Genomic DNA, 26,987 nt, shown 5'->3' with positions numbered 1-26,987 from the left:
CCACCAAATATGCCGAATCAAGTCGATTTTCAGAAAGTCGCATTAGAAACTTTGCGTATTGAAGAGCATGCTTTACAAGTATTAGCGACGCAAATAGATGATCGTTTTAGCCAAGCCTGCGAAATCATTTTACAGTGCAAAGGGCGTTTAGTGATTACTGGTATGGGCAAATCGGGTCATATCGGTCGTAAAATGGCCGCTACATTTGCCTCGACTGGTACGCCATCTTTCTTCATGCATCCGGGTGAAGCTGGACATGGTGATTTGGGCATGTTGGTTAAAGGTGATGTGCTCATTGCAATTTCAAACTCAGGTAAGAGTGATGAAATTATGATGCTGATGCCATTGATCAAACATTTGGGCATTCCTCTAATTACCATGAGTGGCGACAATAAAGGCCCAATGCCACAAAATGCCGATGTCGCATTGACCTTGGGGAATATTCAAGAAGCATGCCCTTTGGGTCTAGCGCCGACCTCCAGTACCACTGCAACATTAGCCTTAGGTGATGCACTTGCAGTTGCATTATTGGATGCACGTGGCTTTACTTCAGATGATTTCGCACGTTCTCATCCTGCTGGAGCGTTGGGTAAACGTTTGTTATTGCATGTAAAACATCTTATGCATACAGGTGAAGACTTACCAAAAGTGTCGCCAGAGACACCAATGAATAAAGTTCTGTATGAAATTTCAAATAAACGTTTGGGTCTCACCACGATTGTCGATGAAAACGATACCTTATTGGGTATCTTTACCGACGGTGACTTACGTCGTTTGATTGATAAACAGCAAGGCTTTGATGTGAATATGAAAGTCTCAGAAGTGATGATTAAAAATCCTTTGACCATTTCACAAGAAGAACGCGCGGTACATGCTTTAGAACGTATGAACGAAAAGAAAATTACACAATTTGTAGTCGTTGATGATACCAATAAAGTGATTGGGATTATCAGCATGCATGATCTGATTCAGGCTGGGGTAAATTAAGAAAATGGCATCGTATGTATTGCTAGAACAAGCGCGTCACATAGAAGCACTAGTACTGGATGTTGATGGAATTTTAAGTGATGGATTTGTAACGTTGACCAATTGTGGCGATGAAATCAAATCCTTTGATATTCGTGATGGCTTGGGCATGAAGTTGGTGCAAAAAGCGGGTATCAAAGTCATTATTATTACTGGCCGTAAAAGTAATATTGTTGAAAAACGCATGTCTGACTTAGGTGTGGACTTGGTTTTTCAAGGACGTGAAGACAAAGGTGTTGCCTTGACTGAAGCCTGTGCACAGTTTGGTATTGATCCTTCAGATTGCCTATATATGGGTGATGATTGGCCCGATCTTTCAGCCTTTGCTATTGCAGGGATGAAAGTGACCGTACCGAATGGACATTTAGAAGTACGTCGTCGTGCAGATCTTGTAACTCAGGCGATGGGTGGACGTGGTGCTGTTCGTGAAATCTGCGATATGCTTTTAGTTTCTAAAGGTGTATACCAGGAACTACTTGAAAAATATGCAAGTGCACCTTATTAATAAATTGATGCAGTCACTGGATTGAATCTCCGCTTATGGATACTAAAGTTTTATACGTGACAGCTGTGGTCATTGCTGCAGTAAGCGGTGGTTTTTACTATTTCGGTGGAAAGGGTAATAAGCTTCAGGCGGACTCTTCGAAAAGTATGACTTACTCAGCTGAAAACATTAACCTGACGCAGACTGATGAGCAGGGAAAATTGCATATTCGTGCGCAAGTCGATCGACTTGAGCAGGATTTGCAAAAGCAAACTTCTCATTTGGTGAATCTGAAAGCATCGACCTATCAGGATGGTGCTGTCGATGCCACGTTCTTTGCCAAACAAGCCAATGGTATGGATGATAACCAAAAAATCGTACTGAGTGACAATGTGGTTGCAACAAAATTGATGCGTGAAGGGCAAATGGAGTTTCGTACTGAGGAACTAACTGCTTTTCCAAAACAGCGTGAAATAGAAACGGACAAGACTGTAACGGTGATTTCACCACAAGCCGAATTTGTCAGCCAAGGTTTAAAAGCAAATTTAAACGACGGTCAATACGAATTTTTTAATATTCGAGGAAAGTATGAACCATAATTTTAATCGAAAAACTGCAAAAACTTTCCTAAAACGTACAGCGCTACTCGGTTCACTGGCGTTATGTTCAGTTGCAGCTTTTGCTTTGCCTTCAGACCGTAATCAACCAATTTCACTGGTTGCTGATCGTGCAACATTTAATGAAAAGACCGGGATTACGACGTATACCGGTAATGTCATCATTGAACAGGGTTCGATGAAGCTTCAGGCAAACTCAATCGTTGCGAACTTAAACAGCAAAAAAGAGATCAGTACGATTACAGCAACGGGTGGGCCAGCACATTTCCAACAAAAAACTGACCCTGCCAAAGGCTATGCAAAAGGCCAAGCTCAGAAAATCGTCTATAATGCTGAAACGGGTATTATCACCATGACGGGTGGTGCTTTGTTACAACAAGATGGTGCAAGTATTCGGGGTAATAGCCTGAAATACAGTATGAATAAAGGCGATATCGTTGCTGAAGGTACGCCAAATAAATCTGGATCTTCTTCAGGTCGTGTTCAAATCGTGATTCCACCGTCAAGCACTAAGTCCTTCCCAGGAGCACGTGATTAATGGAGCAAACCTCGCAAGTTCAAACTTTATGTATTAAACATTTAGCCAAAAACTATAGTAAACGTTGGGTGGTAAAGGATGTATCCTTTAGCATGCAAAGTGGTCAAATTGTGGGTTTACTTGGTCCAAATGGTGCAGGTAAAACCACAAGTTTCTATATGGTTGTTGGCCTAGTGCGTATGGATAAAGGTGAGATTCATTTAGATGATCTTGATTTGTCTGACTTGGCAATGCATGAGCGCGCACGTAAAGGTATTGGTTATCTACCTCAAGAAGCATCTATTTTTAGAAAATTAACCATTTCTGAAAATATCATGTCGATTTTAGAAACCCGTAAAGATCTGAATAAGCAACAACGTCAGCAACGTTTAACGGAATTGCTTGCCGACTTTAAAATCACTCATATTAAAGATTCTCTTGGTATGAGTGTGTCGGGTGGTGAGCGTCGTCGTGCGGAAATCGCGCGTGCGTTAGCGGCAGACCCTAAATTTATGTTGCTTGATGAACCTTTTGCAGGGGTTGATCCTATTTCAGTGGGGGATATCAAAGACATTATCCGAACATTGAAAGATCGTGGTATTGGTGTATTAATTACCGACCATAATGTGCGTGAAACTCTTGCGATTTGTGAGCATGCCTATATCGTGAGCGAAGGTTCAGTGATTGCAGAGGGTACTCCTGAAGAAGTGCTTGCGGATGAAACAGTACGTAAAGTTTATCTTGGTGATGATTTTACCGTTTAATTGAATAAAATAAGAAATTTCCCGTTGAATGGCGCTAGTTTCATTCAGCGGGTTTATGTTATTGTCTGAAATGACAAAAACTGAGCGATTAATCTAAAAAATTAACAAGAATTCAGTATACTTTAAACTAAAAATACGACCTGCAAAAATCATGCGATTACGAAAGATGAATGGTCTTCAATCAAGCCTCCAGTATTGGGGGGCTTTTTTGTGGATGTAAGTCTTTCAAAAAACGCTATAATATCCGTTGATAGAGGATCTAAAGACGTTATGCCATTTACACTCGCCGCACAGTTTGAATATGAAGAAGACATTAAAAAAAGTCGTTTTCAAGCCATCGCAGTTCCTGTGGAAAATGAACAAGCCGTTAAAGAATTTCTCGAAGCCAATAAAGATATCTCAACAACACATCAGTGTTGGGCATGGAAAATTGGACATACCGTACGTTTTAATGATGATGGTGAGCCTTCAGGCACAGCAGGTCGGCCCATTCTAGCAACCATAGAAGGGAATGACCTAACCAACGTGTTGGTCTTGGTTAATCGTTGGTATGGTGGAATTAAGCTCGGGACAGGGGGATTGGTACGTGCCTATGGTGGCTGTGCAGGTCAATGCCTGTTGCAGGCTGAAAAAATTGAACTTATTGAGAAGAAAAAAGTGCAATTTAGTTGTCAGTTTAATGAATGGGCAATTTTCCAATATGAACTCAATCAGCAGCAAATTGAATTTCAGGAAGACTATACAGCGCAGGGCGTAAATGTACTTACATCATTGCAAATTCATCAAATCCAACCGCTACAGTTAAAAATTCAGGATATAACTCGCGGACGTGAACAATTGCATATCATCGAGGCTGCTGAAGGTGAATGAAATAGATCCATTATTGAAATATCGAGAGCAACATAAGCATCGTCTGAATTATATGCCTTGGTTGTATTGGTCACTCAAACCGAAAAATCGTGGTTGGGCTGAAGCTTGGCAACACGAATATCAAGGCTATCTCAAATCGATGGAAACTGTTGAAATTGGTAAAAACTGTTTTATATCGCCATTGGCTCATATTTTTGCCGAACCAGGACGTAAGATTGTCATTGGAGATAACAGCTTTATCGCTGCAGATTGCACCCTGCATGGCCCAATTGAAATTGGCAATGAAGTGGCGATCAATCATCACTGTATTTTAGATGGTGGGCGAGTGGGTATCAAAATTCACGATCAGGTTCGTATGGCGGCATATTGCCATTTATACGCTTTTGATCATGGAATGGATGTCAATCAACCGATCTATCAGCAAGCTGTACGATCACAAGGGATTGAGATAGAGCGTGATGTTTGGCTAGGTGCGCATGTTGGAATCAAGGATGGCATTCACATTGCTGAGCAGGCTGTGGTCGGCATGAACAGTATGGTGACGAAAAATGTCGAAGCGCGTGCAATCATTGCGGGAAATCCTGCAAAACTCATTCGATATCGTGAATAAATAATCGCCAAATAGGTCATAAATCGTTTTTATGCTTACACAAATGCATGCACAGTGAAACAGAGTTGTGATAAGTTAAAAATAACAAACAACATTTTATAGCCAAGCAATAATAAAACGAGGGCTAATCATGAAACGAGTTATCGCCTGTATCGACTCTTCTCCATGCATTAATGCACTAGCTGATGCTGCTGCTTGGGTTGCTAAACAAACTCACCGTGAGTTGGTTTTACTGCAAATACTTGATTACTATCCGGCAAGTTATCACTTAGGTGAAATCAGTGGAGTGATTGGGTTTGAAAGTAATGCTATGCTCTTGAAAGAACTCGCGGAGTTAGAACAAAAACAAAGTGATTTAGCGTTAGATTATAGTAATAACTTGCTCAAACACATTTCTGAAATGATCCAAGATAAGCATGGTATTCAAACCACCCATATTCAGGAAAAGGGCGACTTCTTAGAGCAAAGTTTTAATGTGTTGCAAGATGACGATATTGTTTTAATTGGTCGCGTGGGTGAACGTTCAGCAGAGCGCAATAAGCCGCTTGGTAGTAATGTTGAAAACTTTATACGTGGTGCAAGTTGTACAGTTATGACTGTAGGGCCAACGTTTAAACCACCGACTCGTTTTATTTTTGCCTATGAATATTCGCCTAAATGTGTTGAGTTAATGAAGCGTGTGGCACAAAGTGACCTACTCAAACTTTTACAATGTCATTTGGTCTATGTTGGAGATCACCCACAAATCTTGGATGATCCAAAAAATTATTTAACCAATGCGGGGCTCGATGTGGTGACGGAATACCGCTATGGCGATGTTTCGGAAAATATTCTGGACTATCAACAAGAGCATGGTATCCAGTTAATCGTACTGGGGGCATTTAGTCACAGTAAAATCCATCAGTTCTTCTTGGGCAGTATTACCACCAGTATTTTCAGAAATTCGAGTGTTCCACTGTTGGTTGTAAAATAAGATGAAACAACAAATAGGTGATTTAATAGACGGACAAATGCGAGTAAATAAATAATAAGTTGTTGTGTTAAAAATAATCAGAGTTATCCTCATAAATTGTGGATAACTCTGTGTGTAGTGTTTGTAAGTAGTTGTTTTAAAAATAAAATATTGTATTGATTATTTTTTATACCTTTATTCGAGGTGGCTAAAAAACACCTCGATTTAGATTATTTAACGATTGCAATCGCAAAACCATCATGACCTTTACAACCTACAGTTTGAAGTGCCGTGCAGGATAAAATTTTCGGATGATTTTGCATGGCTTTGAACATATCTCGGATACCTTCAATACTTGGCTTGTGGTTTTCGGCATTCAGAATCTCACCTGCACGAATCACATTGTCTAAAACAATCACTGTACCTGAATGAGATAAATTTAGGCTTAATTCTAAATATTCAGGGTAGCTCTGTTTGTCTGCATCGACAAAAATAAAGTCAAAAGCTTCAGTATCTTCAGGAAGGGCACGTAAAATATCTGCCGCGCGACCACATTTTAGTTCAATCGTTTGTGCAAGCTTTGCATTATCAATATTTTCTTGACCCAGGGCAGCATGTGTATCACGACCTTCAATGGTCAGAATGTAACCATCTTCAGGTAAGGCACGTGCTAACCACATGGTGCTGTAGGCTGCAAAAGTTCCAAGTTCTAAAACACGTTTACACTTGTTCATTTGGATTAACATTTGTAGCAGCATGCCTTGATTGGCCGCTACAGCAAGATGATCTGGAAAGCCACGTTCATCTGTATGTTGAAGTGTTTGAGTCAGTATTGGATCTTCAGGAATTAAATGTGAATCGATGTAAGCATCAATGTCTGTCCACATTTGTTGCATGTTGTCGCACCTCGTGATTGATGCAAGCATTTTAAACCTTTCCACTAACATCGCAATTTATTGTTCTGTATTTGTATATTTTATGCACAAAAAAGACCTCCGAAGAGGTCTTGGTATGACAATGTAATGTTTTAGTAATTACACATTGATGAACGACTTGAGTGATCAGGCCCCCAAGTACGGTAGCCTTGAGTATCAATATGAATTTGTCCGCTGGCATATAGACCTAGGCCCATATTGAGGCTTTGCCCATGTTGTGACCAAAATTGGCATAAACGGAACTTGGTATTTTCAATATAACTATAGTCTTCGGGCTGTGGATACGCAGGTCCAATACGGAAATCAATCGCCGAGTTGTATAAGTGACGAGATGAACTTGCACCACCGGCACACTGGTTCAAAGGCAAATCACGATAAACCGATGTCACTTCAAAGTCCGTTAAGATATTGGCAGCTACTAAATATTTAAAGACACGTAAGGTTGCAATTTGGTTTTGCCATAATTCACGGTTAGGTACCATATATTCTGAGCGACCACATTTTTGCCAGTCACGTGCAGTACGCATCAACTCAAATGATGGAATGATATTGCCTACACCATTTTTCTCTAAAAAGACTTCATAGTCTCGAACGCGACGTAAATTATCGACAGACGCGACCCACGAATTGTAGGCATAAGGCACCACTTTAGGCGGGGCTTGTCTGATGGTCGTCACTTTTTCTTGAGGTATGTAAATACGTTTACCGTCGGGAGTTGTAATAGTGTGACCTTGTTTTTGTGGTGTAGTTGTACAACCAATGAAAACAAGAGGGAATATTGCAACGGACAATAATCCCTTGAGTAAATGCTTCATTATAGAAATCAATTATTTATAAACTCGTTCTATTTTAATCCAATTTGATTGAGAAAATTTGAATAATTTGCAATGAAATGTGTGCTTTAAGTATAAAAAAAGATCAGCATGTGCTGATCTTTTCATGAAAGCGTAAAATTACTTTTCAAGATATTGTAATTTATCAGCTTTACCGTTCCATTCTTCACGGTCGGCAGGTTGATCACCAATTTGAGTGATGTTCGGCCATTTTTGAGAAAGTTCAGTATTAAGTTCGATAAATACTTCTTGACCTTCAGGTAACTCATCTTCAGAGAAAATCGCGTTAGCTGGACACTCAGGTTCACATAGCGCACAGTCGATACATTCATCTGGATTAATAACAAGGAAGTTTGGACCTTCATAGAAACAGTCAACAGGGCAAACTTCTACGCAGTCTTGATATTTACATTTAATACAGTTTTCAGTGACAACAAAGGTCATGGCGACAGCTACCTAAAAAATATGGTTCTAATAAACTAATGGTGTATTTTAGGCAAAAAATAGGGTAACTAACAATTCCTTTTATTGATAATTATTATATGCAGTGCTGTTAAAATCACTAAAAACTGAACAATTTATGTAAATTTCACAATGAATGAGAATCATACTCAAAAACTAATTAAATTACATCTGTTTATCGAACAATATTTTTATGTGCATTTTAAGCATGAAACATTTTAGAACATTAATTTTTTATCAATTTATTGCTGAATAGCCGCAGTAGTAGATAGCAAACATTCACTAATTTACGCGTTTGAATGGTGTCAATGCAAAGAACACCTTCATTGGTGTTCTTTGCATATCTCATCTATCGCTTCTGCTCAATTTAGATCTTAAGTAAATCCTTTAAAGCGTAAAGCTGTTGTAATGCTTCACGTGGACTTAAGTTATCGATATCAATATCTGCTAAGGCATCAAGTACGGGCGATGTTTTTTCAACTTCAACTACGCGTTCAATGACTTCAGGCTCTGCGAGTGCCGAGAATAGATCGGTTTGTACAGCCGTATTGAGTTGCTGTTTTTGCTGAGTTTCTAATATACGAAGGCGATTTTGCGCTTCTTTGATCACAGCTGCAGGAATACCTGCAAGCTTTGCCACCTGTAGACCATGACTTTGACTCGCCGGGCCTTGTTGAACTTTATGCAGTAAGATCAGGTTGCCATTTAGCTCACGAGCAGTCACATGATAGTTATCTATATTGGCGTCTTTGCCTAACTCGGTGAGCTCAAAATAATGCGTTGCAAATAGGCATAAACATTTAATGCGACGGGTGAGATCGAGCACACATGCCCACGCCAAAGATAAGCCATCATAGGTACTCGTACCACGTCCGACTTCATCCATCAGTACCAATGATTGATTGGTCGCATGATGTAGAATCTGTGAGGTTTCAGTCATTTCCACCATGAAGGTTGATTTGCCTGTAGACAAGTCGTCGGCAGATCCTATACGGGTAAATATCCGATCGATCGGCCCTAATACGGCAGATTGGGCAGGGACAAAGCTACCACAGTAGGCTAATAAGCTGATTAAGGCAGTTTGGCGCATAAAGGTCGATTTACCGCCCATATTTGGCCCTGTGATAATCGCCATGCGGTGATTAAAGTCCAAACTAGTATCATTTGGAGTAAATGCTGATTTGCTCAGAGATTCCACAACTGGGTGACGTCCGGCTTTGATTTTGATCCCAACTTCAGGGCTATATTCAGGACGTGACCAATTTCGTAATCGAGCTTGATGGGCAAAATTAGCCAGTAAATCAATTTGCGCTATAGCGGCGCTCATCATTTGTAAGTTGCCAATATCTGCACGTAACTCATCAAGTAATAGCTCAAAGAGCATTTTTTCGCGCGCTAATGCACGTGACTCACTCGAAAGCACCTTATCTTCAAAAGATTTCAACTCAGGGGTAATGTAGCGTTCAGCATTTTTAAGGGTTTGGCGGCGAATATAATGATCAGGTGCTTGTTCAGCTTGTGCGCGAGTTAGTTCAATATAGTAACCACTAACTCGGTTATAACCAATTTTTAAGGTTGAAATTCCGGTTTGTTCACGCTCTTTGATTTCGAGATCAATGAGGAATTGTCCCGCATGGTCACGAATTTTACGTAGTTCATCAAGTTCAGTGTCGAAACCCTCGGCAATCACATTTCCATCACGTAAAAGCACTGGCGGGTTTTCTACGATGGCAGACATGAGACGCTCATGTAAGCCGTGAAAATCACCCATTTCATCATTTAACTGAGCAATGAGCTTAGATTGATGTGCCCCAATGATCGGTTCAAGTGCATGTCGGAGATAGGGAATTTGTGCACAAGTTTGACGTAACTGAACTAGGTCTCGTGGTCGAGCACTGCCGAGCGCTACACGAGATAGCACACGTTCAATATCGCCAATTTCTTTGAGAACTAAGCGGATCGGAGACTCATGATAGCCTTGCAGCATCGCTTGTGATGCATCTAAACGTGCATCCAATAAAGCTGTATCTCGTAAAGGCTGCATTAAGGTACGACTTAATAGACGGCCACCCATCGCAGTTTGGCAATCATTGATTAGTTGGAACAGGGAAGTACCATGTTCAAATAAAGGATCAATCAGTTCTAAGTTACGACGAGTGACGGGGTCGAGCGCTACAAAATCACTACTTTGTTCGAGCTGAATGCTGCGGATATGTGGTAAAGCGGTTTTTTGAGTGACTTTTGCATAGTGAATCAAAGCCGCAGCGGCAGCTTTCGCCAAAGGCAAATGGTCAATACCAAAACCTGAAAGTGTGGCTACTGCAAATTGGTCACACAGCGTTTTTTGCGCGTTATTTAAATTGAAGTCGACGTTTGGACGCTTGGTAACAGGGCAGTCTAATTGACGTTTAATTTGCTCGACAATATTTGGGTCAATGAGATCTTCATCAATCAAAATTTCGCTCGGCATTAAACGTGAAAGTTCGATTGCCAATTGTTCCAGCTGATAGTCCATTTGTTGAACTTTAAAAATACCTGCACTGAGGTCCAGTAAAGCAATCCCGATTTGATTTTGTTGTAAGCAGATTGCGACTAAATTAGAACTTTGATGAGAAGCAATCAGTGCATCGTCCGTTAATGTCCCTGGGGTAATAATACGGACAATACCGCGCTCTACCGGCCCTTTGCCAGTTACTTCACCAATTTGTTCGCAGATCACCACCGTTTCACCTTTTTTTACAAGGCGGGCTAAATAGCCTTCAGCAGCATGGTATGGGACACCTGCCATTGGAATAGGCTCACCATTGGCTTTACCACGATGTGTCAGTGTAATTCCTAAGAGTTTTGCTGCTTTATGCGCATCTTCAAAAAAGAGCTCATAAAAATCACCCATCCGATAAAACATCAGTGAATGCGGATTTTGCATTTTGACTGACATGTACTGTTGCATCATCGGGGTCAGGGTTGAAAGGTCAACTTTGGAATTATCAGCTTGCATGAAACGAAATACCTTAAAATAAAAATTTGTGCGCTGCTAAACGAAAAACACTGTTTTGATGAAAATTGGATTTAGAAAAAGTCCTTATATTTATTTTGTCTCTTCATTCAAAACCACAGGTGTACGTTAACAAATCGTGTTGCTGATTCTAGCAAAAAAAGTGACAGGAAAATGCCAGAAAAGGTTTGTCTGCATGTAAAAAAAGCAGTCAAAATATTATTTATAAACGCTAAAAAGTCTGTGTGTAAATTCAACAATGGATAAATTCACAAAGCGATAGACTGACTCAAACATCTAGCTGCGCTTCAGCCTGAGCTAATCGATATTGGTTGCGACCGCTGCCTTTTGCAAGGTAAATCGCTTGATCGGCAGCCAATATAAATTTTTGAATTTGATCAGATTCAGATGGAATGATCGTTGCCGTACCGATGCTAATCGTCACAAATTTTGAAATATGGCTGGCTGGATGTGGAAGTTCGAGAGATTGAATACGGTGTAATAAATCGGCTGCCAAAGGCTCAATCTCAGCTTCAGTTAACATTGGAAAGAGGAGTAAAAACTCTTCTCCACCGTAGCGCGCAGCTAACTCACCACTTCGATTGGTAATTTGAGATAAGACCTCTGCAATTTGGGTCAGGCAGATGTCACCCGCCTGATGTCCTAAATGATCATTATAATTTTTAAAAAAATCGATATCGATCATCATGATGCTTAACGGTTGTTGATGACGTAGGGCATAACGCCATTGCTGTTCTAATGCTTCAGATAACTGACGACGGTTTGCAAGCCCAGTCAATGGGTCATGCTCTGTCATTTTTTTCAATTGTTCAGATTGTTTTTGCATCTCATTTTGATGCAGTTCAATAATGCAATTTTGTAAGAAGTTTTCACGGTGTTGACGGTCAATTACATAGGCAATCGCCATACCCAGAAAGCTACTATAAGTATAGGTACGATTTAAAAACGTCCAGTCGATTTGATAATCAAAAGCTTTGGTAATGATGTATCCAATCAAGCCACCGCACCAGCCCGCAACCATGGCAGTATAAAAACGCATACCAACAAAGGCATAGATGATGACCACGGCATACATCATGGCAGCATGTAATAGCGCATCATTGTGATAATTACCAATCATGGTAATGATGATAAATGTGATCGCAACAGCGCACATCGAGCCTAAACAAGTATAAGCATCAAAATAAGGGTTCAAACGCGGAATAAAAGATAAAACCCATGCACTCAAAATGATAATCCCCACCCAAATGTACAGAGAAATCCATAAAACTGCGTCATGACCCGCAGGGATTACTTGATAAATCCCTGAACATAACAGGGCATATAGGAGAAAAATAATGATTCCGCGAAAACGAAATTCTTTCGCCGCTTCATCACGGTAGAGCGGCTGATAAATGGATTCTAAATTTGGCGTAAAATAAACTTTATTTAATCTAGTTTTGATTAAACCCTCAATTTCATCCCGATGAAGTAACTTTGAGCCTTTTAATTTCATAATTCGATATGCTCATAAAAAATTTAGGATATGCGCACAACATTTTGTCTATATTTAACCCGTATTTATCTCTAATATAAGATTTGTATAAAATTTAACAAGTGATTTTGAGTTTTAAAATGATTAAAAAATAAAGGCTTATATAATAATTATGTGAATATTGGCATATTCAAGTAAATGCAGAAATAAAAAAACCGATCTTGAGATCGGTTTTAAAATATGTAGATCGAATTAAATGCTGTATTGCATTATGGTTTATAGAGGCCAAGTTCAATCAAATGCAGTCGTAGTATACGGCGCAGTTCGAGTACAGCTTCTGGGGTTTCTTGAATTGAATGACCACCTTTAATGATCTTTTCTGAAACAGCACCCTCTAAATGCGCACTGGTGTATGGCACGACATCATCCGATATTACATTTTTATCTTGGCTGTTGGTGTTATTTCCCATAATTGAGTGAAACTTCAAACCTTTACGCGGCTGAATATCTTCAGTGAGCGCAATAAATTTGGATTGGTGGCTTAAGTCACTTGGTCCATTTTGGATTAAGCCGTGGTCGATTTCACGGAATAAATCTTTCAGGTCTTCTTCTTGAGTTAATACATCACCCATAGCCGATAAGAAAGCGCCAGGAAGTTTAATGATTTTTCGAGCAGCTTTGGTAAACCAACGATCTGCATATTCAGTACCACGATGCGGTGCAGCCAAGAAAATCGCACGGCTGAAATTTGGAATATCGTCAATCACCATACGCTGCTTCACGACTGGAATATTGCGGTACTGATTTAATTGACGTGAGTTCATCATTTTCAAAGCAGATTGTGTGGTATCGGCTTGGCTAACCAGTAGTCGAGCAATAATTCCGCCCATACTATGACCAACTAAAACCGCATCTTTTTTAGCTGCAGCATTGGCGTCGACTTTGTTAAAGGTCTGGGTCAATATGGAATATATTTGGAAGCGACTTTCAATAATCGGCATGTTGGTTGAATAGAACACTTGCCACACTTGATAATGCTCACGTAGCACAGAATCGCCCATAATATCGTTGGTGAGACGAATCCATGCTTCAGGGCTACTAGCAAGACCATGTACCAAGACGATGACTTTTTTGTCAGGATTATATGGTTCAAGCATGTATAGATGTGGCATCGTGAGTTTTTCATCACGGTCAATTAGGGATAAATACGCTGCCTTGCCCAAGTTGTTTTGTGCTAACCAAAGACCATAAGGTGCAGAAAAATTGGCTGCAAGGGCATAGTTTTTATTGGCAATATTGACCTGTTCATATTTGTACGGGTCGTAAGCCTTAATTTGAAACTCATGCTGATTCAAAATTTGATCAACTGAAGTTGTGGTGCTTAGAGGTTCAGCCGTTAAGGTTGCAGCTAAATAGCGCGCTTGATGGATATTAGGGTTTGAACCAGACGGATATTTAAAATCTATTGGGTTGATAATGTATTTGGCTTTTCCTGTTTCAACCGTATGTTCTTCGGGTAAAACCACAAGAAATTCGGAACCAAAACCATCACGACGGGTAATTGAACGTAAACCTGAGAAGTTGAGGTTATAGGTTGACATCAATTGTTCAATTTTACGATTTTTGAGTTCTGGGTAATGGCTGAAGTCAATATGATAGGTGGTTTGTCCGACTTTGATCTGTTGGGTGACTTCTTGAGGTTTATAACGTAGTGCATAACTGCTGACCAGTTTGGCAATCCCTTGATTATAGAAATCTCGGATTTGAACTTGGCGGTTATCAAAAATACGGTCAGCAGGCGCACGTTTGGTTTTAAACATATAGGCATAGCTATAGCGGATACTCTTATCCAATAGTGTCAGCTGTTGATCTAAACATTTGTTATACGTGTCTTGCTCAATTTTTTGTTTTTCTTCTGATTTGTGGCTACTCAGTAAACCTATTTTACAGGCTGAAGAAGACTCATATTCGATGGCTTTGGCTAAATATAATTCACTTGCCGTAGACAATAATTGTTCATCTTGAATTTGAGGGATCTGTTGTAGTTCATCAACACAGGCTTTCGGGTCTTCTATACACGCTTTGGCTTCACGACCTGTCATCGACAAGACATTTAAACTGGCTTCGCTGAGTTTGTTTCGAGAAATAATACTTTCACGTTCATTGGCAATAGAAACGTTGAGTTTTTGGTTTTTGACACTGACGACCTGACATCCACTCAGTACGCTGGTACTCATGATTCCAAGGAGCAGTATTGTTTTAGTATTTAGCTGCATAAAGGGGTCGCACATTGGGTTGAATATTTTCAAATCATACGATAATTGTCAGGATTTTCAATTCGCCTTAAATGAAAAAAGACCGTTAAAACGGTCTTTTTTCAAAAGAATTTTCTAAATCGTTACAATTAAGATGTAGCTTTAGGTGGATTTAGAACTTGCCAAACATTCCAACGGCCTTGCTTTTCAATTTCTTGAATTAAGCGGTCAGCGACTTCGCCTTCTTGTGGGTATTTCACTTTATAGTTCTTTAAGACCTGAATTGCGTTCTTTTTTTGTTCCATCGCAATGTAGTTATTTGCTGCAGAAAGATACGCTTCTTGAACACCCGCTTTCATCGCTTTGTCTAGGTATGGAATCGCTTCACGTTGACCGCCACCTTCAGATAAACCGAAACCGAACCAGAAGTTTGCTTCTGCATCATCTTGGTTGATTTTTAAAATACGTTGTGCGTAAGTTAATGATTTAGTTGTGTACACAGAACCCAAATCAAGGTTACGTGCCATCACACTGGCTTTAAATGCACGAACTAAAATATCAAAAGAGGCGTTGTCTTTAGACGCAAGCGTATCTAATTTTTGCGTAACTTCCTTGAGTTTAAGCTCAAACCCTTTGCGTTCTTGGCGTTGAACAAAACGTGGTGGATAGTGACGTGCTTTACCTTCAACAAGCTGTAAGAAATCATCAATTTCAGTAATGTCGATTTCATTGTCACCTGCTAAAGCAGCAAATTTCATCGAACGTTCTTTGCTGTCAACAGTGGGGATAATCAGGCGGTTTTCTTCAAGGGTTAATTGCTTAGATGGGTCGGTTGGGCTAGTTACCACCATCTTAGTCACAGGCTGTGCTGCAGCTTTTTGTAAATTTAATTCAAAAGGAGGTGGTGCATCGTAGTTAAATGGGTTGAGTGCGTAGAAAGGTGGAGTCAGTTCAGGCTCTACAAAAATCATGGCATCTTTAGGAGCATTATTTTTAGTTGGGGCGCTTCCACAAGCGGCAAGGGTTAAAGCAATACAAGCAACTGCCAAGGGCTTAAGCGTCATATTATTCATCCATTAAATTTATTTTATACAAAAAAGCATGTTGGTCAGTCTAAAAAAACTCTGAACAACATGCAAGTTAAAGGCAATTTATTCTGATTGCTTTTGGTTAAGCCTTAGATTGACTACTTTGAGCTTCGCATTCGCGGCGCACATCTTCAATGATTTTAAGTTCTTCCTGACTAAAAGGTTGTTCATTAAGCTGTTGCTTTTTGAACGTTGGGTCAAGGAGAGACAAACGCTGACACAAATTATTCATACGTTTTTCATTGTGCTGAATACGATCTAACAATACACGCATACCTTCTAACATCGGGTCAGTTTGGTCTTGGGTTGCAGCATAAGGCTGAAAACCAATACTTTCTGCATAGTCGCGACGACGTGTTTCCGCTTCATCTTTTGGTTTATCTTTGGTGATAAAGCGTGCTGGATTGCCCACAGCAGTAGTATTTGCAGGAACTTCTTTAGTCACGACGGCATTTGAACCGACTTTGGCATTTTTACCCACCGTAAATGGGCCCAAGATCTTTGCACCAGCGCCAACCACTACACCATCTTCCAAAGTTGGGTGACGTTTGCCTTTGTTCCAAGTCGTGCCACCTAAGGTCACACCATGGTAGAGGGTGACATCATCACCAATTTCAGCTGTTTCACCAATCACCACACCCATACCGTGGTCAATAAAGAAACGACGACCGATTTTCGCACCCGGATGAATCTCAATGCCTGTGGCAAAGCGGCTAAAAGAAGACAATAGACGAGCTGAGCCTTTACACTCTTTTTTCCAAAGTTCATGTGCCATACGATGCATGATTAAGGCATGAATTCCTGGATAAGTCGTTAAGACTTCGAGCGTATTTCGTGCAGCAGGATCGCGCGCGAATACAGCCTGTATATCTTCTTTGAGCTGCTTAAGCATTAGATTGATCCTCATTGTCTGTAGATTTTTTCCATGTTCCGTTATTTAATGCCTGTACTCGGCTAAAGATGCCACGTAATAAGTGGTATTCCATACGATCTAATTGTATACGTCCAAATAGGCGACGCAAGCGTAAAGGTAATAATCTTGGATTTTTTGGATCCATAAATTCAATCTCTGCCAGCATTTTTTCAATATGCGGGTAGAACTGTTCCATCATTTCATGGGTCACCAAAGGTTCGTCCCATTCCATATCGATGTTATTGGTAACATGCATGTTGGCATCAGGATTTGCAGTTAACTCGGTATGTGCAAGGGCGGCCATGCGCATTTCATAGCAAATGACTTGAATCGCTTGAGCAACGTTTAAGACGCCATATTCAGTATTTACTGGAATAGTGACATGGTAGTTGGCCATTGCCAATTCTTCATTGGTCAAACCACGGTCTTCACGGCCAAATACCACGGCAATTTCTTGTTGTTGTTCACAGACCGCTTTGAGAGACATTTCAGCAGCAGGGCGAGCGTCAAGTAATGGCCATGGGATGGTACGACTACGCGCACTGGTCCCAAAGACAATATGACAATCTTTAATGGCATCTTCTAATGATTCAACGATTTCAATTTGATCAATTAAATCGACAGCACCGGCAGCCAAAGCATTAATGTCAGGATGCGGGTAAGTCTTAGGTGCAACTAAGACCAGCTTTGAAAGTCCCATGGTTTTCATGGCACGTAATGCACTACCAATATTTGCGGGTAATGTTGTATTCACCATGACAATACGCACATGGGAGAGATGTGCTGAAACCGCAGCATTGTCAGTTTGATTCATGATATTTCCAATATGTTTATTTAAAAAAGCAGTTCAAACAGCGTTTAAACTTTAAGAAAATTGATTGGCTTCTGCTTGGTATAAATCCATGGCATCATCCATGCTCATCCCATCTGGCGGTGGAGGAACTTGCGCAGGAATAGAAGCTTGTTCATAACTCACCGCTTTGGCTGCTTTGGATTTGACATGATATTCAACATGCAAAGATTCTTTACCAAAGTAGTCACGCAGCTTAGACAGTAGCTCATCTAGCGGGGCAACTTTCCAGTTTAAGCCCAAATGAATGTCAGCCGTCGCATATGGGTAGTCAATATATAACTGCACGGGAATATGCGTACACATATCGACATTGCAGAAAGGCAGCAGAATATTTTGGATATCGCGTGAGAGCGTTTTACTAAAATGTTCCGGCGTTAATTTGATTTGAATCGCATTGGCACGTTTTTGACGGATTTCATTCAGACTGAAGGCTTTAGTTAGACGACCCATTGGGCGATCAAAACCTTCACGTTCATAAATTTCACCTTCAATTACCACCACTTTTTCGTTTTGAATCACGTCTTTGAAGCGGTTAAAACGTTCGTGATTCGCAGACACTTCAATACGTGCAGTACCATCATCTAGCGTTACCATCATGCGGTTTGGGAAGTTGGCAACATCGACTACTAGGCCTGCAAATACTGTAGTGACACCACGTCGTGTAGGCGTAAGTTCATTAATACGCTGTGAAATAAAGGCTTTTAACTCTGGGCGATACACATCAATCGGGTGACCTGTTAAATATAGGCCGAGTGTGTCTTTTTCGCCTTTAAGACGAACTTCATCAGACCAAGGTTTGACTGGTTTGGCTGGTTTACGCTGAACTTCTTCTACTTCGCCAAACAGGTCCATCATGCCTGTTTCGCGGTTGGTACGTGCTTGATCCGCCGCTTGAACGGCCTCAGGGAGCTGTGCCATCAAGTCAGCACGTTCTAAACCTAAACAATCCAGTGCGCCGCCACGAATCAATGCTTCAAGGGTACGCTTATTGATTTTTTTCAGGTCAATACGATGACAGAAGTCAAACAGGTCTTTATATGGACCATCTTGGATACGTGAGTCAATCACAGACTGCATGGCAGCTTCACCGACACCTTTGATCGCACCTAAACCGTATACGATCGTTTCGGGATCACTGGCATGGAAGTTGTACAAAGACATATTGACTGATGGCGGTAAAACTTCAAGACCGTTAATTCGACAGTCATCGATCAAGAACACCACGTTGTCAGTGTTCTGCATTTCCGAGGTCATCACCGCTGACATAAATTCAGCAGGGAAATGTGCTTTTAACCAAGCGGTTTGATATGCAACAAGGGCATAGGCTGCGGCATGGGATTTGTTAAAACCATAGCCTGCGAATTTTTCCATATAGTCGAAGATATGGTTGGCCGTATCCGCATCAATGCCTTTGGTTGCAGCACCTTCAGTAAAGATCTGACGGTGCTTAATCATTTCTTCGACTTTCTTTTTACCCATGGCACGACGAAGTAAATCCGCGCCACCCAAGCTATAGCCAGCACAGAACTGCGCTGCCTGCATTACCTGTTCCTGATACACCATAATGCCGTATGTCGGTTCAAGGACACTTTCTAGTAATGGATGTAAGTATTCAAACTCGCCACCATGCATACGGTAAATAAAGTCAGGAATCAGATCCATCGGGCCTGGACGGTATAAAGACACGAAAGCAATAATTTCTTCGAACTTACTTGGACGTGCCTCTTTCAGCATTTTTTTCATGCCGACGGATTCAAACTGGAAGACTGCTGTGGTATTTGCATCTGCGAACACAGCATAGGCAGGTTTGTCATCCAAAGGAATCAAGGAAATGTCGACAGGTGTAGTGATATCTGGACGGGCATTAATGTGCTTAATGGCATCTTCAATTACCGTTAAGTTACGTAAGCCCAAGAAGTCGAATTTAACTAGACCTGCAGCTTCCACATCGTCTTTATCGAATTGGGCTACACGGTTAGTTCCATCTGCATCACATAGGACAGCCGAATAGTCAGTTAACTTAGTTGGTGCAATAACCACACCACCGGCATGTTTACCTGTGTTACGGGTAATGCCTTCAAGTTTGAGTGCCATTTCCCAAATTTCGGCTGCATCGTCGTTATCTGGATTCGATGGGTTGGTGACAATATCTTTTAGCTGTGGTTCGGCCTCAATGGATTCTTCCAAACTTAAACCTAAAGGCTTGGTCGGAATCATTTTAGAAATACGGTCAGCCAAACCATAAGATTTACCCAAGACACGGGCTACGTCACGAATTGCACCTTTTGCCGCCATGGTCCCGAAAGTTGCAATCTGAGAGACCGCATCTCGACCATAGGTGCGTGCAACATAGTCAATAACACGGTCACGACCTGCAATACAGAAATCGACGTCAAAGTCGGGCATTGATACACGTTCAGGGTTTAAGAAACGTTCGAACAGTAGGTCATAACGTAGTGGGTCTAGGTCAGTAATTTTTAAACTATAGGCAACCAAGGAACCTGCACCCGAACCACGGCCTGGACCAACAGGGACGCCATTACCTTTAGACCATTGAATAAAGTCCATGACAATTAGGAAATAACCTGGGAATTGCATGGTCAGGATGATCCCAACTTCATAAGCCAAACGTTCATCATAAGGCTTACGAATTTCTGGCCAGTCGTCACCACGTTGTTCGACAGGGTACAAATGCGCTAAACGTTCTTCTAAACCTTCTTTTGATAAATGTTCAAAATAGGTGTCAATGGTATGACCTTCAGGGATTGGATAATCGGGAAGGTCATGGAAGCCTAAACGTAATGACACATTACAGCGTCGTGCAATGTGATAGGTGTTTTCAATAGCCGTTGGAATGTCTGAAAAGAGCTCAGTCATTTCCGCTGCAGTTTTGAAATATTGTTCAGGGCTATAATTTTTAGGGCGACGATTGTCACCAAGGACATAACCATCGGCAATACAAACACGTGCTTCATGTGCCTCGAAATCTTCTTTACGTATAAAATGCACATCGTTATGAGCAACCACACCAATGTTAAATTTCTTCGCAAGTTTTACTGCTTCGTGAATAAAGTCTTCTTCACCCGAGCGCTCAGTCCGTGTAATCGCTAGATAAACACGATTGCCAAATTTTTCGACCCATTCAGCTAACAGAGGTTCAGCTTTTTGCGGGTTGGACGAGCAAAGCATTTTGCCGACATCACTTTGCATACCCAGTAAAACAATCAAGTCTTGGTGTTGATTTAAAATCCAATCTTTTTTTACGCAAGGAATATCAAGCTGTTGACCTGAAATATAACCTTCAGAAACCAACTCTGTTAGACTGCGCCAACCTTTATTGGTCATCGCTAGAAGAGTAGCTTTGTGTTCAGCATCATTCAAACGAATGGTTGAACCAAATATGGGTTTAATGCCTTTATCTAAGCACTTTTTATAGAATTTTACAGCAGCATGTAGATTTGAAAGGTCAGTAATGGCCAGAGCGGGCATTTCATCTGCAGCTGCAGCTTTTACAAGATCAGGTATACGTACAATAGATTCAGTAATGGAAAATTCTGTAAAAATACCAAGATGTACAAAGTGCATAGATGAGTCCCTGCGAAAACAGCTGCTGATTTTAGCATGCTCTGAGATCAAACTTGCGTTTATTGCATGGCTTTATGCAGATTTATAAATTCACTGTTTAAGCAATAAACGCTGTATGACAATCACGGTTTAGCAAGCAATACCTTGATTAACTGAAAAAGCTATTAATTTGCTATTTTTAAAGTTGAAGGCTAGATTGCCAATATAGGGTAAATCATAGTTATGCGGCTCTTTCAGCACGGATTTTGCATGAGTCGGTGAGAGTAAAATCACTTAAGCCACTTCATTTGGATTGGCTAATTTTGCACTTTTGGTAAAGTCTTTTACAAATTGTTGATAGTCATATTGGCTTATCCGATGTTTTGACCCAATTTGAATTTTAACGCGTATTTGAGTGGATTTATCCCATTCCATCCAAACATTCCCTTTGGTTTGTCCAAGTTGGGCGAAGCTGCTTTTATTTTTATAGAATGAATCATTTTTAACTTGAGAATTGTCCTCAGCATAAATTTCAAATTTTAGAAATTTACCTTTTGATGTGACATGAAATTCAGTATTGCCGGCACATTCTGAATATTCATATTTAAGCTTTACTGGATTTTTGCTGATTAATGCATTTGCTTTTGATGCAGGCAAGGGTCAGGCTAAGTCAACATCATTTACCTTAATACTAGTGACATAGTCATAATCAGCAATGGATGCAGATGCTGCTGAAGTGATCAATATCCACGTTGTGAAAAAAGTTAAGCGTAAAATTTGTGTTAGCAGTATTGTTTGCATGGGGAATATAAAATCCTGTTCTTTTGATATTTTGTACTCAATCAAGTTTTTGTAAACGTAATATTGAAGGTTATATTTTAAATTTTATGGTGTTGCTAATTTGCCGTCAAAATAATTTAAAACTAAAAAAAATTTTGGTTTAATTTTAGCTTAAAAAAAAACCAAATCTTAAACATTAAAAAGCCCTCCGAAGAGAGCTTAAATATATGAATTATGCAGGCTTAGCGCAGTTTTGATAACCAGTCTCCCAGACTTTGAACAATTTGCACCAAAATCAACAAGACAATCACGGTCATGATGACCACGCTACTATCAAAACGTTGATAACCATAAGAAATGGCAAGATCACCGATACCGCCTGCACCTACTGCACCCGCCATGGCTGTTGCACCAATTAAGCTAATGGTTGCAGTCGTTAAGTTTAAAATTAAAGAGCTACGAGACTCTGGTAGGACAAATTTAGTAATGATTTGCAGCGGAGATGCACCCATTGCTTGAGCAGACTCAATAATGCCGTCATTTACTTCGAGCAACGATGTTTCAATCAGACGACCAATGTAAGGACCAACATAGATTGTGAGCGGAACAATCGCAGCCCAAGTCCCAATTGATGTCCCTACAATGACTTTGGTCAAAGGAATGACCGCAATCAAGAGGATAATAAATGGCAATGAACGCAGCGCATTCACTATCGGGTTCAAACCATGGTAGATGACACGGTTAGGCAAAATGCCTTGTGGACGTGAGACATATAAGATCACGGCCTGGATAAAACCCCAAATACAGCCGAAGAGCATGGCAAAGAACACCATGTGAAAAGTTTCTTGTAGGGCAGTGACGAACTGATCCATAGACAAAGAACTTTTCCAAAAGGGTGCTGTAATTTGAGTCAGCCATTGAACAATTAAATCTCTCATTGCTGAACTCCTGCTTGAGTGACTTCAACACCATGTTGTTCTAAGAACGCCACCGCTTGTTGAATCAATGCTGTATCACCTAATAGCTGAACGAACATTTGTCCAATCACCGCACCATTAATTTCAGTCATATTGGCAAACAAAATATTCAGGCTAATATCAAACTGTTTAATTACCGCCTGAATCACAGTTTCTTGTGCCGAACTGCCGAGGAATTTTAAACAATAAATACTGTTATGATTTTGATTTTCTAAATTATTTAAAATATTAACAGGGAGCTGTTGCTGTAATACAGTTTGAATAAAGTTTTTCGTTGTATTGTGTTTTGGCTGACTAAAAATCTCTAAAGTTGAGCCATGTTCGATGACTTTCCCTTGTTCCATTACCGCAACATAATCACAAACGGATTCAATCACATCCATTTCATGGGTGACCATGACAATGGTAATGCCTTGTTCTTGATTGATTTTCTTTAATAACGCCAATACCGATTTGGTGGTTTGCGGATCGAGAGCAGATGTTGCTTCATCACACAGTAAAATTTTAGGATGATTGGCAAGCGCACGGGCAATCCCGACACGTTGTTTTTGACCACCAGAGAGCTCATCTGGATAAGCATTTTTCTTATGTTTTAAGTCAATAAATTCGAGCAACTCTTCTAAACGTTTTTGGCGTTCAGCTTTAGACACACCTAAAAGTTTAAGCGGCATTTCAATATTTTCTGCAACTGTTTTGGTTTGCAGTAAATTGAAGTGCTGGAAGATCATGCCAATATTGGTTCTTTCTTGACGCAGCTCTGCCGAATTTAAAGCAGTAAAGTCTTTATCATGAATAATAATTTGCCCTTCACTCGGACGTTCTAGCAAATTAATTAAACGGATTAAGGTACTTTTGCCTGCACCACTGTAGCCAATTAAACCGAAAATACAGCCATCTGGAATGTCCAGATTAATCTGATCCAGTGCTGTAACGGTTTGGCCTTTTAGCTCAAAATGCTTGGAGATATTTTTAAATTGGATCATAGCGTCAAAAAAGGGTTCAAAAATGAAAAAACAGGCAAAGTAAACTTTGCCTGTTTATTTGAAGAAATTATATTACTATTTTGCTTCAGTGAGGTAGCTAGTTGGTTTGTTTACATCAATTTTAGTACCACCAAAATGTTCATCGATGTAAGCTTTAACTGCTGGAGTGTGGTAAAGCGCGCCCACTTTTTGTAGAACTGGGTCATTTTGACGGTCAGCAGCAACAGCAAGAATATTCACGTTCATTTTTGTACTTTGATCGATTGGCTCATAGTAAACCGCATCTTTCAGTACGTTTAAACCACCTTCCATTGCAAGGGTATTACCCAAAACAATCGCATCAACTTCGTCTTTAACACGAACCGCAGTCGCCATTTGGATTGGCTTGATTACGATTTTCTTCGCATTTTCAGTGACGTCAGCAGGTGTACCTTTTACATCGTCAAAATCAGCTTTAAGTTTGATTAAGCCAGCAGATTGAAGTAGTAACAATGCACGTGATTCGTTTGCGCCATCATTTGGAATCGCAATGGTTGCACCTGTTTTAAACTCTTCAAGTTTTTTAACTTTGCTTGAATAGATACCCATTGGTTCTAAATAAGTTGTCGAAAGCGGTGCAATTTTATCTTTATTGTTGTCGTTAAACGCAACCATATAGGCATATGACTGGAATGCATTAACATCAATTTCTTTGTTCGCTACAGCAGTGTTCATAGACACATAGTCAGTAAAGTTTTTCACTTCAAGTTTAATGCCAGCTTCTTTAGTTTCAGGAAGCGTAGCAATATAGCGCCAAATATCAGCATCTGAACCAGTCGAAGCCATGGTAACGGTTTGCACTTCTGCAGTGTCTTTTTGTTGTGCGGCGTCAGTTGCAGGAGCTTCTTGTTTACCACAGCCTGAAAGGCCAACAGATAAACCGAGAACTAATCCTAGGAGCTTTTTCATATATTCACCCGAGTAAATTTATAAAATTAATAAATTCACAAATCATATTATGGAGAGATTTACTTAAGTCTTTTATCAGACAGGCTGATAGATGCTTAATAATTTAAAATGCTACACAGACTTATACAATTAGATCTGAGTCTATTTCCAAATGGGAAAAGATAGCCATTGCAAGCTGCTGTAAACAAAAGATTTAATAAAGTAAATCTCTATATTTCGCTAGGCATCATATCAATTTTTTATTATTCAATATAGTGATTTAAAAAGTTATGCTTAGCAGCAAAAATGTAAATGGAATATGTTTAATTAAATAATTTAATAAGTAAAAACAATATATTATTTATAATTAAACTATTTAAGTACGTCATTTGTATATGTTTAGGTCTATATAACAAATTTTAAAATGTATTGCTGAAAATATGATAAAAATGAAATAAGTCCTGTCATTCACAAAATTTGTAACATTCATATGTGAAAATAACGGAGAGCTTCAATCTAATCTGCATTGAAATCTTTATTGATATATTTGAAGTTCAACTCTGATTCATGGTTTTTCAAAATCTTAGATCTAAATCTGAGGAATATTGAATCCGCTACATTGTTTAATATAAACTGCTTAATAATTGATCATAATAAATTACTATGTGAGGCACGCTATGTCAAATCAGTTTGATTTCGTCTCAGTTGTAAAAAAGCCTACGGTTCATTATGATGGCGGTAGATCGGTGAGCCATGTTTTAAAAATGGAAGATGGTAGTCAAAAAACCATCGGTGTATTTTTGCCATCAAACCAACCCATGACGTTTGAGGCACATGTGAAAGAGCGTGTTGAAATCACATCTGGGCAGTGTGTCGTGCAAATTGGGGAGCAGGGCGAGTTTGTTCAATATACGTCTGGCGAAAGCTTTATTGTTCCACAAGATTCTATTTTTAAAGTGCAATGTACTGATGTCGTTGATTATGTATGCCATTTTGATTAAGCATGCTTAGACAGGTTTGCAGTTGCTTCAGCTTTCCAACTTATGATTTTTTATTTCTAAGTCATAGCAATTGTTATGTTTAGAGTTTAAACCCCGCACTTAGCGGGGTTTTTTATATGATTACATGAATGATTTTGCTGTCTTATACGAAATCCTGCGGTGACTAAAATTAAGCTTTTTAACATCATCTATAACCACTGTTTGGCAGAGTTAATGTGCTTTGGTTTTGCTGTGAATAAATATTCAATTAGCAAAATGGAATGTGTAAATAGTCACTACGCTGTATTTCATAGAGTACATGACGGTTTAATGGGTGATCCGCAGCTACACGTGGATGATTAAATTCACGGATTTTTTGTATACCAATGCGTTGCATCACACGTTCTGATGGTGTGTTCAAACTTGCAGTGAAGGAAATAACTTTATCTAGTCTTAAGTTTCTAAAAGCATGTTTGAGTACAGCTTTTGCTCCATCGGTGGCATAACCTTGATGCCAATATTGCGGTAGTAGTCGCCAGCCGATTTCAGGTGCATCGACTATTTCAAACTCAGGTGGGTGTACGTGTAAGCCGATAAAACCAATAAATTCGCCTGTGGCTTTCAACTCAACGGCATATAAACCCCAACCACGTGTTTCTATTGCATCGCGTAGGCGCTGCATAAATGTGGTGGCTTCTGAAGCATCGAGTTTTTTTAGAAAATAACGCATGACGTCGTCATCTGCACACATTTGGATAAATGGGGCAGTGTCGGAGTCTTTCTATTGGCGGAGGATGAGGCGAGGCGTTGCGATAAACTGATTCATGCTAATTCATCTTTATCTTTTAATTGCTTTGCTTTCTAATAAATATAGTTCATTAATCAATAAAAATTCACGTATTTGTTGTGAATAAGGCTTATCAACTTCACTATGTGCACGTTCATTTCTATAAGCAGTAAATATATTGGTAAATAGACAACTGATGTGTGCTTAAAAAACAGGAGGGTTTAACTTGGTAAACTATACATACTCATTAGGAGTTTACCATGAGCAAGAAACAGAAGACTTACACCGCAGAATTTAAAGCTGAAGCCATAAAAGCCATT

General features: G+C 39.9%; 23 protein-coding genes and 1 pseudogene. 9 read left to right on the top strand and 15 right to left on the bottom strand.

Annotated features, from left to right (window positions below; all coding sequences use genetic code 11):
• Window positions 1–9: 9 nt before the first annotated feature.
• From FTV11_RS12430 to FTV11_RS12395, 8 genes are all read left to right on the top strand, one after another.
• Window positions 10–987 (top strand): SIS domain-containing protein, encoded by a 978-nt coding sequence (locus FTV11_RS12430; RefSeq protein WP_078188763.1) that lies wholly within the window; start codon window positions 10–12, stop codon window positions 985–987.
• Window positions 988–991: 4 nt separating this feature from the next.
• Window positions 992–1,531 (top strand): HAD family hydrolase, encoded by a 540-nt coding sequence (locus tag FTV11_RS12425; RefSeq protein WP_180074087.1) that lies wholly within the window; start codon window positions 992–994, stop codon window positions 1,529–1,531.
• A gap of 35 nt (window positions 1,532–1,566) precedes the next feature.
• Window positions 1,567–2,109, top strand: coding sequence for an LPS export ABC transporter periplasmic protein LptC (gene lptC / locus FTV11_RS12420; RefSeq protein ID WP_180007749.1), 543 nt, complete (start codon window positions 1,567–1,569; stop codon window positions 2,107–2,109).
• Window positions 2,099–2,665, top strand: coding sequence for a lipopolysaccharide transport periplasmic protein LptA (gene lptA / locus FTV11_RS12415; protein ID WP_111883783.1), 567 nt, complete (start codon window positions 2,099–2,101; stop codon window positions 2,663–2,665). Before lptC ends, lptA begins: the two co-directional genes overlap by 11 nt.
• Window positions 2,665–3,408: an LPS export ABC transporter ATP-binding protein gene (gene lptB / locus FTV11_RS12410; protein ID WP_078188759.1), complete on the top strand. Its 744-nt coding sequence runs from the start codon at window positions 2,665–2,667 to the stop codon at window positions 3,406–3,408. Before lptA ends, lptB begins: the two co-directional genes overlap by 1 nt.
• A gap of 270 nt (window positions 3,409–3,678) precedes the next feature.
• Entirely contained in the window at window positions 3,679–4,278 is a 600-nt protein-coding gene (locus FTV11_RS12405; RefSeq protein WP_180048898.1) for a YigZ family protein, read from the top strand.
• Window positions 4,271–4,888, top strand: a complete 618-nt coding sequence (locus tag FTV11_RS12400) for an acyltransferase (protein ID WP_180074086.1) — start codon at window positions 4,271–4,273, stop codon at window positions 4,886–4,888. Before FTV11_RS12405 ends, FTV11_RS12400 begins: the two co-directional genes overlap by 8 nt.
• Window positions 4,889–5,018: 130 nt before the next feature.
• On the top strand, window positions 5,019–5,861 hold the full coding sequence (locus FTV11_RS12395) for a universal stress protein (RefSeq protein ID WP_078188753.1): 843 nt from the start codon (window positions 5,019–5,021) through the stop codon (window positions 5,859–5,861).
• A 209-nt stretch (window positions 5,862–6,070) separates the two neighbouring features.
• Here FTV11_RS12395 and FTV11_RS12390 read toward each other — a convergent pair whose 3' ends face one another.
• From FTV11_RS12390 to FTV11_RS12325, 14 genes are all read right to left on the bottom strand, one after another.
• On the bottom strand, window positions 6,071–6,736 hold the full coding sequence (locus FTV11_RS12390) for an O-methyltransferase (protein WP_168377631.1): 666 nt from the start codon (window positions 6,734–6,736) through the stop codon (window positions 6,071–6,073).
• Between the two features lie 131 nt (window positions 6,737–6,867).
• Entirely contained in the window at window positions 6,868–7,590 is a 723-nt protein-coding gene (locus tag FTV11_RS12385) for a D-Ala-D-Ala carboxypeptidase family metallohydrolase (protein WP_078188751.1), read from the bottom strand.
• Between the two features lie 138 nt (window positions 7,591–7,728).
• Window positions 7,729–8,052: a ferredoxin FdxA gene (gene fdxA / locus FTV11_RS12380; RefSeq protein WP_004651686.1), complete on the bottom strand. Its 324-nt coding sequence runs from the start codon at window positions 8,050–8,052 to the stop codon at window positions 7,729–7,731.
• 385 nt (window positions 8,053–8,437) lie between these two features.
• Window positions 8,438–11,068: a DNA mismatch repair protein MutS gene (gene mutS / locus FTV11_RS12375; protein WP_180074085.1), complete on the bottom strand. Its 2,631-nt coding sequence runs from the start codon at window positions 11,066–11,068 to the stop codon at window positions 8,438–8,440.
• A 286-nt stretch (window positions 11,069–11,354) separates the two neighbouring features.
• Entirely contained in the window at window positions 11,355–12,581 is a 1,227-nt protein-coding gene (locus FTV11_RS12370; protein ID WP_180074084.1) for a diguanylate cyclase, read from the bottom strand.
• A 248-nt stretch (window positions 12,582–12,829) separates the two neighbouring features.
• Window positions 12,830–14,797, bottom strand: coding sequence for an esterase/lipase family protein (locus FTV11_RS12365; protein WP_373685425.1), 1,968 nt, complete (start codon window positions 14,795–14,797; stop codon window positions 12,830–12,832).
• A gap of 167 nt (window positions 14,798–14,964) precedes the next feature.
• A complete protein-coding gene (locus FTV11_RS12360) occupies window positions 14,965–15,879 on the bottom strand; it encodes an ABUW_2363 family tetratricopeptide repeat lipoprotein (protein WP_180027303.1) in 915 nt (304 codons plus the stop codon).
• Window positions 15,880–15,985: 106 nt separating this feature from the next.
• Window positions 15,986–16,795 (bottom strand): serine O-acetyltransferase, encoded by an 810-nt coding sequence (gene cysE / locus FTV11_RS12355; protein ID WP_111883774.1) that lies wholly within the window; start codon window positions 16,793–16,795, stop codon window positions 15,986–15,988.
• Window positions 16,788–17,630 (bottom strand): RNA methyltransferase, encoded by an 843-nt coding sequence (locus FTV11_RS12350; RefSeq protein ID WP_180027302.1) that lies wholly within the window; start codon window positions 17,628–17,630, stop codon window positions 16,788–16,790. Before FTV11_RS12350 ends, cysE begins: the two co-directional genes overlap by 8 nt.
• A 51-nt stretch (window positions 17,631–17,681) precedes the next feature.
• Window positions 17,682–21,254, bottom strand: a complete 3,573-nt coding sequence (gene dnaE, locus FTV11_RS12345) for a DNA polymerase III subunit alpha (protein WP_180027301.1) — start codon at window positions 21,252–21,254, stop codon at window positions 17,682–17,684.
• Between the two features lie 273 nt (window positions 21,255–21,527).
• Window positions 21,528–21,890, bottom strand: a complete 363-nt coding sequence (locus FTV11_RS17170; RefSeq protein ID WP_257223247.1) for a hypothetical protein — start codon at window positions 21,888–21,890, stop codon at window positions 21,528–21,530.
• Between the two features lie 365 nt (window positions 21,891–22,255).
• Entirely contained in the window at window positions 22,256–22,951 is a 696-nt protein-coding gene (locus FTV11_RS12335) for a methionine ABC transporter permease (RefSeq protein WP_078188742.1), read from the bottom strand.
• A complete protein-coding gene (locus tag FTV11_RS12330; RefSeq protein ID WP_168377623.1) occupies window positions 22,948–23,973 on the bottom strand; it encodes a methionine ABC transporter ATP-binding protein in 1,026 nt (341 codons plus the stop codon). Before FTV11_RS12330 ends, FTV11_RS12335 begins: the two co-directional genes overlap by 4 nt.
• Window positions 23,974–24,048: 75 nt before the next feature.
• Window positions 24,049–24,921, bottom strand: coding sequence for a MetQ/NlpA family ABC transporter substrate-binding protein (locus tag FTV11_RS12325; RefSeq protein WP_180007758.1), 873 nt, complete (start codon window positions 24,919–24,921; stop codon window positions 24,049–24,051).
• Between the two features lie 656 nt (window positions 24,922–25,577).
• Between FTV11_RS12325 and FTV11_RS12320 the strand changes: the two genes are divergently transcribed.
• A complete protein-coding gene (locus FTV11_RS12320) occupies window positions 25,578–25,901 on the top strand; it encodes a pyrimidine/purine nucleoside phosphorylase (RefSeq protein ID WP_180007759.1) in 324 nt (107 codons plus the stop codon).
• 247 nt (window positions 25,902–26,148) lie between these two features.
• Here FTV11_RS12320 and FTV11_RS12315 read toward each other — a convergent pair.
• Window positions 26,149–26,706, bottom strand: a pseudogene (locus FTV11_RS12315) (GNAT family N-acetyltransferase).
• Window positions 26,707–26,987: the final 281 nt, after the last annotated feature.

Source organism: Acinetobacter sp. YH12231 (genome assembly GCF_013417755.1).
Taxonomy (GTDB): domain Bacteria; phylum Pseudomonadota; class Gammaproteobacteria; order Pseudomonadales; family Moraxellaceae; genus Acinetobacter; species Acinetobacter amyesii.
This window is presented reverse-complemented; position numbering and strand designations above follow the sequence as displayed.